At 62.5% G+C, this 12211-nt stretch carries 10 protein-coding genes and 1 pseudogene; 4 read left to right on the top strand and 7 right to left on the bottom strand.

Annotated elements, in window-relative coordinates:
• Positions 1-48 precede the first annotated feature (48 nt).
• Positions 49-129, bottom strand: a pseudogene (locus V9L13_RS08440) (flavin reductase family protein); the annotation flags it as partial.
• 126 nt (positions 130-255) lie between these two features.
• Here V9L13_RS08440 and V9L13_RS08435 point away from each other — a divergent pair.
• From V9L13_RS08435 to V9L13_RS08425, 3 genes are all read left to right on the top strand, one after another.
• Positions 256-945 carry a GntR family transcriptional regulator gene (locus V9L13_RS08435; protein WP_045122485.1) on the top strand — a complete coding sequence of 230 codons (690 nt, stop codon included), beginning with the start codon at positions 256-258 and terminating at the stop codon, positions 943-945.
• A gap of 133 nt (positions 946-1078) precedes the next feature.
• Entirely contained in the window at positions 1079-3190 is a 2112-nt protein-coding gene (locus tag V9L13_RS08430) for an ATP-binding protein (protein ID WP_338802171.1), read from the top strand.
• A 194-nt stretch (positions 3191-3384) separates the two neighbouring features.
• Positions 3385-6018: an excinuclease ABC subunit UvrA gene (locus V9L13_RS08425; protein ID WP_338802170.1), complete on the top strand. Its 2634-nt coding sequence runs from the start codon at positions 3385-3387 to the stop codon at positions 6016-6018.
• 243 nt (positions 6019-6261) lie between these two features.
• On the opposite strand, the gene V9L13_RS08420 is transcribed toward V9L13_RS08425, so the two are convergent.
• From V9L13_RS08420 to V9L13_RS08395, 6 genes are read right to left on the bottom strand one after another with little or no spacing between them, the layout of a single operon-like run.
• Positions 6262-8205, bottom strand: coding sequence for a response regulator (locus V9L13_RS08420; protein ID WP_338802169.1), 1944 nt, complete (start codon positions 8203-8205; stop codon positions 6262-6264).
• Positions 8195-9070 (bottom strand): ATP-binding protein, encoded by an 876-nt coding sequence (locus V9L13_RS08415; protein ID WP_003225574.1) that lies wholly within the window; start codon positions 9068-9070, stop codon positions 8195-8197. Before V9L13_RS08415 ends, V9L13_RS08420 begins: the two co-directional genes overlap by 11 nt.
• Complete coding sequence (locus V9L13_RS08410; protein WP_338802847.1) at positions 9063-10073, bottom strand: ATP-binding protein; 1011 nt, start codon at positions 10071-10073, stop codon at positions 9063-9065. The genes V9L13_RS08415 and V9L13_RS08410 overlap by 8 nt, the downstream gene beginning before the upstream one ends.
• On the bottom strand, positions 10070-10474 hold the full coding sequence (locus tag V9L13_RS08405; RefSeq protein ID WP_027613681.1) for an anti-sigma regulatory factor: 405 nt from the start codon (positions 10472-10474) through the stop codon (positions 10070-10072). Before V9L13_RS08405 ends, V9L13_RS08410 begins: the two co-directional genes overlap by 4 nt.
• The gene (locus tag V9L13_RS08400) at positions 10471-10833 is read right to left on the bottom strand and encodes an STAS domain-containing protein (protein WP_003225568.1); all 363 of its coding nucleotides are present in this window, start codon (positions 10831-10833) and stop codon (positions 10471-10473) included. Before V9L13_RS08400 ends, V9L13_RS08405 begins: the two co-directional genes overlap by 4 nt.
• A 4-nt stretch (positions 10834-10837) precedes the next feature.
• Positions 10838-11689, bottom strand: coding sequence for an STAS domain-containing protein (locus V9L13_RS08395; RefSeq protein WP_338802168.1), 852 nt, complete (start codon positions 11687-11689; stop codon positions 10838-10840).
• A gap of 249 nt (positions 11690-11938) precedes the next feature.
• On the opposite strand from V9L13_RS08395, the gene V9L13_RS08390 reads away from it, so the two are divergent.
• Complete coding sequence (locus tag V9L13_RS08390; RefSeq protein ID WP_338802167.1) at positions 11939-12208, top strand: hypothetical protein; 270 nt, start codon at positions 11939-11941, stop codon at positions 12206-12208.
• The last annotated feature ends 3 nt before the right edge of the window (positions 12209-12211 follow it).

Here is a 12211-nt window from a genome sequence, read left to right as displayed (position 1 = left end):
CCCTGTGGGAGCTCCCACAAGGGGAAGGCGTTTCGCAGCCGATTTATTTGACGTCGGCCAAAACCGCTCGCCAACGCCCGGTGCTTCCGTCCACGCTTGCAATGAGCGGGTCGGCAAATCGAAATCATCCCACCGACCAATCGTATCCAGACCCTGCATCTCGACCCCGAAGGCGATATCCTGCGCCACACTTATCTGTGCAACGGCGCATAACGCTGGAACACCGTGTTCGCCCGAGGCTAAAGGAGTGTTCGAATGACCGAGAAGAAACTGGAAACCACGGTCGACCGCGTCTACCAAGGGATTTACCAGGCGATCAGCAAGCGTTCGCTGCGTCCGGGGATGAAGCTGGGCGAAGCGTCGCTGGCCGAGCTGTTCAATGTCAGCCGCACGTCGGTACGCGCCGCGCTCAAGCAACTGGAAGCCGAGGGGCTGGTCACCACCGAGCCCAATAAAGGTGCATCGGTGTCGCTGCCGAGCAACGAAGAGATCCGCTCGCTGTTCGAAACCCGTCGGCTGATCGAGATCGGTATGGTCACCGAACTCTGTCGGCGCAAGGACACCGCCGCCATGCAGGTCTTGCGCGAGCACCTGCTACTGGAAGACGCAGCCCACGCGGCGGGCGATCACGAGCAACTGATTTACCTGCTCGGCGAGTTCCACCTCAAACTGGCGCGCAGCCTCAATAACCCGGTGCTGCTCGACTGGTTCCAGAAGCTGATTTCCCGCGCCTCGCTGTACGTCGCGGCGCTGGATGACGACAGCCATGAAGCTTGCCGCGACAACGAACATTTGCGCCTGATCGAATACATTGAAGCGGGTGACCAGAGCGCCGCCATCGAACTGACCTGCACGCATTTGAACGGCATCGAGAAGGCGATTCTCGACGTCGCGGCGAAGATGAAAACTGGCTACCATCCGCTCAAGCACCTGATCGGGGTTTAAAGCCGAACCGGGTGTGAAATCGGCTATAACCTAATGAAACCATTACGGCCGGTGACGCTCGAAACAGACGGGCGTCACGGCGTTCTGCCGTCGCGATGTATCGGGCAAACACCACAGGACACCGAGTCAATCGATGCAGTTTTTATCCGATAGCCACGGTTGTGAGGGCTGGAAAGGCGAGATGGCCGGGCGCATTTGTGCGTTCGACTGGAGTCAGACCGAACTCGGCCCGCTGGACGCCTGGCCCGCCAGTCTGTGCAGCGCCGTGCAGTTGATGCTGGCGTCCCCCTTGCCGATGGTGATGCTCTGGGGCCGCGCCGGCTACATGATCTACAACGACGCCTACTCGCAGTTTGCCGGTGGCCGCCACCCGTATCTGCTGGGGGTGCCGGTGGAACTGGGCTGGCCGGAAGTCGCCGAATTCAATCGGCATGTGGTCGATACCTGTCTGGCGGGTGGCACCTTGTCGTTTCGCAACAAGGAACTGGTGCTGTTGCGTGATGGCGTGCCCGAAGACGTCTGGATGGACCTGTATTACAGCCCGGTGGCCAACGATGACGGTGTGCCGGCCGGGGTAATGGCGATGGTGGTCGAGACCACCGACTTAGTGCGCTCCGAGCGCCTGCGTCAGGCGGCTGAAGATGCCTATCGCGCCGACAACGAGCGGGTGCGTCTGGCACTCAATGCCGGGGCCTTGCTTGGCTCGTTTGTCTGGGACGTGAAGAACAATGTGTTGTCGGCGGACGAGCGTTTCGCCCGCACGTTTTCGTATCCACCGGGTCAGGACCTGAGCAATCTGCCGCAGTCCTACTGCGAAGCGCGGATCCACGCGGATGATCTGGCGTGGGTGAACGATCGGGTCAGCCATTCGCTGCAGACCGGTGAGCCCTACAACGCCGAGTACCGGGTACAGCGCCCGGACGGCAGTTATCTGTGGGTGCTGGCCAGCGGCGCCTGCGAGTTCGACGAACACGGTTCGCCGTTTCGATTCCCCGGGGTGTTGATCGACATTCACGAGCGCAAGAACGCCGAAGAGTCCCTGCTCAAATTCACCCGCAATCTGGAACAGCGTGTGGCCGATGAAGTCGGGGCGCGGCTGGCGGCCGAGGAGCAATTGCGTCAGTCGCAGAAGCTCGAAGCCATCGGCGGACTGACCGGCGGCGTGGCCCACGACTTCAACAACCTGCTGCAGGTGATCGCCGGCAATCTGCACCTGCTGGCGCGGCATGAGCCGGACAATGCCAACGTGCAACGGCGGGTCAGCGCGTCGCTGGCGGCGGTCGAGCGTGGGGCCAAGCTGTCGTCGCAATTGCTCGCCTTCGCCCGGCGTCAGCCGTTGTCACCGGCGGTCTGCGATCCACGGCAGATCTTCGATGGTGTCGGCGAACTGCTGCAACGCGCCCTCGGTGAGACCATTCAAATCGACGTGCAATTGCCGCATGAGCCGTGGCACATCAACGTCGATCGCAATCAACTGGAAAACGCCATTCTCAACCTGGCAATCAACGCCCGGGACGCGATGAAGGGCGAGGGCACCATTGTCCTCAGCGCCGTCAATACTCGGCTGGACAGCAGCTTTTGCACCGGCAAAGGCATCGTTGCCGGCGATTTCGTGCGGGTGATGGTCAGCGATACCGGCGTCGGCATTGCACCGAAAATGCTCGAGCAAGTGTTCGAGCCGTTCTTCACCACCAAGGCCGATGGTCAGGGCACCGGGCTCGGTTTGAGCATGGTGTTCGGCTTCGTCAAACAGAGTGGCGGCCACGTCGAGATCGAAAGCACCGTGGGCGAAGGCACTCGAGTGCAATTGTACTTTCCGCGCAGCCTGCGCCCGATCCTCGAAGAGTCACCGAGCCTCGGCAAGCAGCAGGGCGGTGGCCATGAAACCATTCTGGTGGTCGAGGACAACGACGCGGTGCGCGCCTCGGCCGTGGAGTTGCTGCGCGAAGAGGGTTACCGCGTGCTGACCGCCGGCAATGGCGACGTGGCGATGCAGATGCTGCTGGACGGCGCGAAGGTGGATCTGATTTTCACCGACGTGGTGATGCCGGGGCTGATCAAAAGTTCTGATCTGGCCGCGTGGGCCAAGGTGCAGAGGCCAGCAGTGGCGGTGCTGTTCACCTCCGGCCACACCCGCGACATCATCTCGCGCAACCACCAGTTGAGCCCGGACACGCACTTGCTGGGCAAACCGTATGGCCCGCAGGCGTTGTTGCAGATGATTCGCTCGGTGCTCAGTGCCTGACTGGCTAATTCCCAATTCCCTGTGGAAAGGGAGCTTGCTCCCGCTCGGCTGCGCAGCAGTCGTAAACCCAGGAACCGCGGTTTACCTGCCGGGTTGATTCGTCTGGATTTGGGGCCGCTTCGCAACCCAGCGGGAGCAAGCTCCCTCGCCACAGGTTTTGGGTTCGACTTACATTTTCCGATCAAGGCCCGCCAATGACTTCCAAGCGTAATTCCAAGGCACCCACCGGCATGGTTCGGGTGCGTGGCGCCCGGGAACACAATCTGAAAAACGTCGACGTCGATGTCCCCCGCGATGCGCTGGTGGTGTTCACCGGTGTATCCGGTTCGGGCAAGTCGTCATTGGCCTTTTCGACGTTGTACGCTGAAGCGCAGCGGCGCTATTTCGAGTCGGTGGCGCCGTATGCGCGGCGGCTGATCGACCAGGTTGGCGTGCCGGATGTCGATTCCATCGAAGGCCTGCCGCCGGCCGTGGCCCTGCAACAGCAGCGTGGCACGCCGAGCACGCGTTCGTCGGTAGGCAGCGTGACCACGCTGTCGAGCCTGATCCGCATGCTCTATTCCCGCGCCGGCAGTTACCTGCCGGGTCAGCCGATGCTCTACGCCGAGGATTTTTCGCCGAACACGCCACAGGGTGCGTGCCCCGAGTGCCATGGCCTTGGTCGAGTCTATGAGGTGACCGAGGCGCTGATGGTGCCCGATCCGAACCTGACCATCCGCCAACGCGCCGTGGCCTCCTGGCCGCTGGCCTGGCAAGGGCAGAACCTGCGCGACATCCTCGTGACCATGGGCATCGACGTCGACATCCCCTGGAAGAAACTGCCGAAAAAGCAGCGTGACTGGATTCTGTTTACCGAAGAAACCCCGACCGTGCCGGTGTACGCCGGGCTGACCCCGGAAGAAACCCGAGTTGCCCTCAAGCGCAAGATGGAGCCGAGTTATCAGGGCACCTTCACCGGCGCCCGCCGCTACATCCTGCACACCTTTACCCACTCGCAAAGTGCGCTGATGAAGAAGCGTGTTTCGCAGTTCATGCTCGGCAGCCCGTGCCCGTTGTGCGACGGCAAGCGCCTCAAGCGTGAAGCGTTGTCGGTGACCTTTGCCGGTTACGACATCGGTGAACTGTCGCAAATGCCGTTGCTGCAAGTGGCCGAAGTATTGAAACCCGTGGCTGCGGCGACGTATCTGCAGCAGTCCGAGGAAAGCGGCGAAACCCTCAGTCATGCGCAAACCCGCGAGGCCCGCCAGCAGCGTGTGGCCCATGGCGCCAGCGGCCACACCAGTGCGCCGGACGTGCGCCACACACCGAACCTGTCGCTGGAAAAACGTCTGGCGGCGCAACGGATTGCCGAGGACTTGCTGGAACGGGTCAGCACCCTGACCGATCTGGGCCTCGGTTATCTGGCACTGGAGCGCAGCACGCCGACGCTGTCGTCCGGCGAGCTGCAGCGTCTGCGTCTGGCGACGCAATTGGGTTCGCAATTGTTCGGCGTGATCTACGTGCTCGACGAGCCGTCCGCCGGTCTGCATCCGGCCGATGGCGAGGCGCTGTTCGAAGCCTTGCAGCGCTTGAAGGCCGACGGCAATACGCTGTTTGTGGTCGAGCATGACCTGGAAACCATGCGCCGCGCCGACTGGCTGATCGACGTCGGCCCGGCAGCGGGCGAGAAGGGTGGGCAGGTGTTGTACAGCGGCCCGCCGGCCGGGCTGGCCGAGGTTGCAGCGTCGCAGACCCGCGCCTATCTGTTCGCGGAAAGCCAGCGGCAGACCCGCACCGCGCGCAAGCCGACAGGGTGGCTGAAACTTGACGGGATCAGCCGCAATAACCTGCACAACCTCAGCGCTGAATTTCCGCTGGGCTGTTTCACCTCGGTGACCGGTGTTTCCGGTTCGGGCAAGTCGAGTCTGGTCAGTCAGGCGTTGCTGGAACTGGTCGGCGCGCAGTTGGGGCGGCCGGTGGTTGAGGAGGCGCCGGAAGAACTCAGTCTTGAAGATGATGCGCCGCAGGCCAGCAGTGGTCAGGTGACGGCGGGGCTGGAGTCGATCAAACGCCTGGTGCAGGTTGATCAGAAACCCATTGGCCGCACGCCGCGTTCGAACCTGGCGACCTACACCGGGCTGTTCGACAACGTGCGCAAACTGTTCGCCGCCACACCCGAGGCGCGTGCGGCGGGGTATGACGCCGGGCAGTTCTCCTTCAACGTCGCCAAGGGCCGCTGCCCGACTTGCGAGGGGGAGGGTTTTGTCAGTGTCGAGTTGCTGTTCATGCCGAGCGTGTATGCGCCGTGCCCGACCTGTCATGGCGCGCGTTACAACCCGCAGACCTTGGCGATTGAGTGGCAAGGCTTGAGCATCGCGCAGGTGCTGCAACTGACCGTGGAGGAGGCGGTTGAAGTGTTCGGCGAGCAACCGGGTATTCGCCGTTCACTGGAGGTGCTGCGTGATATCGGCCTCGGATATCTGCGTCTGGGCCAACCGGCCACCGAGTTGTCGGGGGGTGAAGCGCAGCGGATCAAACTGGCCACCGAGTTGCAGCGCAATCAGCGTGGCGCGACCTTGTATGTGCTGGATGAACCGACCACCGGGCTGCATCCGCGGGACGTCGATCGATTGTTGGAGCAACTGGATACGCTGGTCACGGCAGGACACACGGTGATCGTGGTCGAGCATGAAATGCGCGTGGTGGCGCAGAGTGACTGGGTGATCGACATCGGCCCGGGGGCCGGGGATCAGGGCGGCAGGATTGTTGTGGCGGGCACGCCGCAGAAAGTCGCAGCGAGCAAGAAGAGCCGCACGGCGCCGTTTCTGGCGCGGGCCTTGAGCCGATAGCACCCGCCCCATCGCCAGCAGGCTGGCTCCCACAGGTTTTGAGTGTGCACACGGTTGGTGATCAACACAGATCCAGTGTGGGAGCTGGCTTGCCAGCGAAAGCGGTGTGTCAGGCAATGATGATGCTGGATGTACCGACGCCTTCGCGAGCAAGCTCGCTCCCACAGGATTTTGTGGTGTGCTCACGGTAGTTGATCACCACAGATCCAATGTGGGAGCGAGCTTGCTCGCGAAGGCGGTGTGTCAGGCACCGTCAAGCGTGCGGCGGACCTTGTCCAGCAGTTCGCTGATCTGGAACGGCTTGACCAGCATTTCCATGCCACTGCCCAGAAACACCTGACGATTGATCGCGGTCTCGGCATAACCGGTCATGAACAGGATCGGCAAAGCGGCACGCCAGCCCCGCGCCACGTCCGCCAGTTCCCGGCCGCTCATGCGTGGCAGGCCGACGTCGCTCAGCAGCAGGTCGATCGTCGGATCATTCTGCAAACGCTCCAGCGCGGTTTCGATATCCGCCGCCTGGGTGCAGCGATAACCGGCATCCTCCAGCACTTCGGTGACGAACATGCGCACTGCTGGCATGTCCTCGACAATCAGCACATGCTCGCCCGAGCCCTGCGGATCGACAACCACTGGCGCGATATCAGCTCCGGTCGGGTCACTGGTGGCCGGCAGCATGATCGTCACTTCCGTACCACGCCTTGCCACGCTGCGGATATGTGCATCGCCACCGGACTGGCGAGCGAAACCGTAGATGGTCGACAGCCCCAACCCGGTGCCCTGACCCAGCGGCTTGGTGGTGAAGAACGGGTCGAACACCTTGTCGATCACACTGTGCTCGATGCCGGTGCCGTCGTCGCGTACCGACAACGCAACATACGCGCCATCGGCCATGTTCGGATCGCCATGGGAGTACGCGGCATAGGTGTTGACCCAGATATTGCCGCCCTTGGGCAGCGCATCGCGGGCGTTGATTACCAGGTTCAGCACCGCGCTTTCCAGCTGCACCGGATCGACCAGGGCAATCGCCGGTTTGCTGGTCAGTTCAAGCTTGAGGGTGATGCGTTCGCCAATGGTGCGCACCAGCAATTCTTCCAGTGAGCGCACCTGCTCGTTGATGTCTACCGGTCGCGTGTCCAGCGGCTGTTGGCGGGCGAAAGCCAGCAGGCGATGGGTCAGGGAGGCCGCGCTCATCGCCGAATTGAGTGCCGCTTCGGCGTAGAACTGCACCTTGTCCGGACGCGCATCGGCCATGCGTTTCTGGATCAGTTCGAGGCTGGTGATGATCCCGGTGAGCAGGTTGTTGAAGTCGTGGGCGATGCCGCCGGTGAGTTTACCCAGTGCGTCCATCTTCTGCACTTGCAGCAGTTGCGATTCGGCACGCACCCGCTCGGCAACTTCCTTGGCCAGTTGTGTGGTGGTGTCGTCCAGCCGCGCCAGGTGCGAGCGCTCGCGATGGCGGTGTTCAGTGATGTCCTCGACAAACACCAGGCTCAGCTGCGGCGTGCGGTACGGCGAAATCTGCCACTCGGTTTCGCGGACCTCGCCGCGCACGCGCATGCTCAGCGTGCCTTTCCAGCGCTCGCCATCGACCAGCCGCAGGCGCAACTCGTTGAGGATCGCGCCCTGGTCTTCATCAAAGCACTCGCTGAGCGTTTCCGGGTTGCGGTTGTCCTGAATCATCTGCGCGAAGGCGTGGTTGCACTCATGCACTTTCAGGTTGGCATCGAGCACGGCAATCGGCGCTGAAACATTGACGAAAATCTCGCGAAAGCGTGCCTCGCTTTCACGCAGCGCGTTTTCCGTGTCGCGTACCCGCAGCAGGGTGCGCAGGGTCGCCAGCAGCACGTCCGGGTCCACCGGGTGAATCAGGTAGGCATCGGCGCCGGCGTCGAGGCCGGTGATGATGTCGCCCGTCTGAATCGAGGCGGCGGACACGTGGATCACCGGCAGCAACGCGGTGCGTGCATCAGCACGCAAGATGCGTACGATGTCGAAGCCGCTCATGTCCGGCAGGTTGACGTCGAGGATCAGCGCATCGAGCGGCTCGCTCGCGATCAGCGCCAGGCCCTCGCTGCCGGTGCCGGCCTCCAGCACTTCGTAGCCATGGCGCTCCAGGCGCCGGCGCAAGGCGTAGCGGGTGGCGACGTTGTCGTCGACGATCAACAGACGGATGTCACGTTTCATCGACGTTCTCCAAGGCGAGCGCCAGTGGAATGATCACGAAAAAGGTCGAGCCGACCCCCGGTGTACTGTCCATCCCGACCTCGCCGCCGAGCAGCGCCGCGAAGCGCTTGCACAGCGACAAGCCGAGGCCGGTGCCGCGCAGGCGTTTCTGCAGTGGCGAGTCGACCTGCGAGAAGTCCTCGAACAATGCACCATGCAGCTCCGGCGCGATACCGATACCGGTGTCGCTGACGGCAAAACGTACTTTGTCCGAGCCTTCAAGTCGCGCCGAAACCCGCACTTCGCCACGGGTGGTGAACTTCAGCGAGTTGGAAATGAAATTGCGCAGGATCTGCGCGAGTTTCTTGTCGTCGGTGTACAGGCGCGGCAGGCCGACCGGTTCTTCGAAGATCAGATCCACCGCCGAGGCATCGACGATCGGCCGGAACATCCCGCGCAGGGCGGAGAACAGGTCGAACATGTCGAACCACGCCGGGGAAATGGTGATTCGCCCGGCTTCGATCTTCGCCAGATCGAGCAAGTCATCGACCATGTCGCTGAGTTCACGGGCGGCGCTGCTGACGAACGCCACCTGCTTGTGCTGCTCGGGGCTGAGCGGGCCGTCGAGCTCGTCGGCCAGCAAACTGTTGATGCTCAGGATCGAGCCCAGCGGGGTGCGGAACTCATGGCTCATGTACGACAGGAAACGGCTTTTCAGGTCCGAGGCCTGCTTCAGCTCTTCCGCCTGGGTATCGAGTTCGGCGTAGAGCGCCAGCACGCCCTGATTGGTTTCGTCGAGTTCTTCGCGCAGGGCGGCGGTCTCGCTCTGCAACTGGGCGATCAGCGCAGCCTGCTCGGCGGGGTTCAGGGTTGGCGACTCAGCCATGGGCGGCCTCCAGGGCAACGACCAGCACCGTTACATCGTCGCGCCCGCGACAGAAGTCGCGGTGCAGGACGCTGGCTATCACGGCGGGATGGCGGTGCACCAGGCCGGGGTAGTCTTGAAGATTCCAACGGGACTGCAAGCCGTCGCTGTACATGATCAATAGATGTCCGTTCACGTGAGCATAGTCAAAAGGCTGGGCTTTCCGGTATTGGCCGCCGACGATGCCCGGATGCGAGGCCAGGCCCCGCGACTTGTCGGCGGTGATCAGGCTGGCGCCGATGTTGCCCACGCCAGTAAAGGTCAGGCCGTCGCGGGCGGCATTGAACTGGGCGAACGCTGCGGCGCCGCCACGGCTGCCGATCATGTCGCGGTGCATGTCCTCCATCAGCAGCACCGGGCTGGCGAACGGCGTCTGGGCGAACACCCGCTCGCCGGCCTTGGCCGCGCGCTCGGCATCCTCACCGTGACCGAGGCCGTCGATGATCAGCGCACTGACGTTGGCGCCGTTGTACGCCAGGTGCCAGGTGTCGCCGCACGCCGGATCGTTGTGCAACGAGTGCTGGCTGACGCCGTAGCGCAAGTCCGGTTGACGGTCGCCGCGCGGGTATAAACGCGCCAGCAGCACCGCGCCACGGGCGTCGGCGTGGACGTCGAAGACTTCGGTCTGCCGCGCCACGGCACCCAGTCCAATGCCCTGAGTGCCGCCGGTGGAAAAACCGTCGGTCAGGCAGGCGTCGAGGTCAAAGCCCTGAGCACGATCGACCGCGAGCATCTCGATACCGTACCCGTTGGGGCGCGGCAGCAGGCGCAGGTGAACTTCGCCACGGCTGGCGTGCTTGAGCACGTTGCTCGCCAGTTCGGTGGCAACCAGCGCCACGCGCCCGGCATCGGTCGCATCGAAGCCGTGTTGCTCGGCCAGCCGTTGCGCGGTGCGCCGGGCATGGCCGATCTGGCTGCTGTCTTCGATCAGCAGCACCTGGGTCAGCGACCCTGCGATATTCATGTCCATCGGGTGATCGTTATTCGCGTGCCCTTGCCGGGCGCAGTGTCCAGTTCGAACTCCTCGACCAGGCGTTTTGCCCCGGTCAGGCCCAGGCCCATGCCGCTGCCGGAGGTCCAGCCGTCGGTCATCGCCAGTTTGATATCGGCAATACCGGGGCCTTCGTCACGGAACGTCAAGCGCAGACCGACCTTGTGATCTTCATCGAGAATCTGCCAGTCCATGTCGCCGCCGCCACCGTAAACCATGGTGTTGCGGGCCAGTTCGCTGACCGCCGTGACCATTTTGGTCAGGTCGATCAGGCGCATCCCGCATTCGGTGGCCAGTTTGCGGGCGGTCTGGCGTGCGAGCACGACATCCTGCTCGATATGGATGGGTTGAGTACCGCTGCTGCGTACGGTCATTGCCGGTTTACTCGTTCCTGCAGCAGTTTCATCCCGCGCTCGACGTTCAGTGCGGTGCTGACACCCGGCAGGGTCAGGCCGAGTTCGACCAGGGTGATCGCCACCGCCGGCTGCATGCCGACCAGCATGGTTTCGGCGTCCATGATTTTCGACAGGGCGGAAATCGTGCTGATCATCCGGCCAATGAACGAGTCGACCATGTCCAGCGCCGAGATGTCGATCAGCACACCACGCGCCGAGGTGTTGCTGATGCGCTCGGACAAGTCGTCCTGCAACGTGAGGGCGAGCTGGTCATGCATGTCGACCTGAATGGTGACCAGCAGGAACTTGCCCATTTGGAGAATCGGGATACGTTCCATCGGCTCAGACCGCTTGGCCGAGGCTGATGCCCAGGCGGGTGAGGGCGAGTTTCAGTGCGTCGGCCAGGTTCGCCTTGGTCACCACGCCTTGCAGGTCGAGGCCGAGGTGGACGATGGTCTGGGCGATTTGCGGACGTACGCCGCTGATGATGCAGTCGGCACCCATCAGACGAATCGCGGTCACGGTTTTCAGCAGGTGCTGGGCGACCAGCGTGTCGACGGTCGGCACGCCGGTGATGTCGATGATGGCGATTTCCGAACCGGTGTCGACAATGCGTTGCAGGAGCGATTCCATCACCACCTGGGTACGTTGCGAATCGAGGGTGCCGATCATTGGCAGCGCCAGCACGCCGTCCCACAGCTTGACCACCGGAGTGGACAGCTCCAGCAGTTCTTCCTGCTGACGCTTGATCACCGCCTCGCGGGATTTCTGGAAGGTGCGGATGGTGTGCAAGCCGAAGGCGTCGAACAACTCGGAAATTTCCCAGAGTTGTTCGGCCAGCAGCGCGGGTTGTTCGCGGTAGTGACTTTGCAGCAGGGAGAACAGCGGGCCTTTGAGGGCGAAGATGAAACTGGCGGTCTGTTGCGAATCCTGACCGAGCAGGGCACGGCTATGGGAGAGCTTTTCGAGGAACTGGCGGGTGGACTCCCAGCCCGGCGCATTGATGTTGGTGCCGTTGTCGTCCTGCAGGCCGTTGATCACCAGTTGCAGGAATTCGCTGGTCTGCTGTTGCAGATCGTGGTCCTTGAGGTTGCGGTTGGCGCCGCTGGCTTCCAGTCCGTTGATCCATTCGCCCAGCAGTTGTGGTTGTTTGTTCTTCATCGCATCGAGTGTGCTGTTCTGCAGTGCTGCCATGTGCCTGTTGCTCCGTAGCGTATTGGGGCCGGTTCTGTAAAAAATGACCGGTGCGAAGTCAGTGACCTTTGCCGTTCGAAATAGTTGTTCGAGCCCGAAAGGATATTTTTGATCTGAGGCATGGAACGCAACGATATTCTAGTTGGCGAGTTGGCAACCAGCGATGTTTTGAACGTTGGCGCTACCCAGGCTTCGAATCTTCAAGGCCGGCCGGTTTCAGTCGCGCCGGTAGTGAAAAACGAGGTAGCCATGAACGAGCAAACCAAGCAACAACAGAACCAGGGTTCAGAACCGATCAATCGCAACGACCCGGCCATCGACCCGCAAGTGCCGGGACAGAGCCCGCCAACGCAACCCACGGGTGGTACCGAGCAGGCGCAGAGTGCCGATCCGGCGGTGGATCAGAAGAACAGACACACCGATAACGATAACGAGTTCAGCCCGGGGTTTGAACCTGAGCCTGATCGTCCGAAGCCCGGTGAAGAAACCGATGCCGACATCGACACCGACGGCGGTTAAATC

The sequence above is a fragment of the Pseudomonas sp. RSB 5.4 genome (assembly GCF_037126175.1).
Lineage (GTDB): Bacteria > Pseudomonadota > Gammaproteobacteria > Pseudomonadales > Pseudomonadaceae > Aquipseudomonas > Aquipseudomonas fluorescens_H.
The sequence above is the reverse complement of the archived record's forward strand: the minus strand, read 5'-3'. Positions and strand labels throughout refer to the sequence as shown.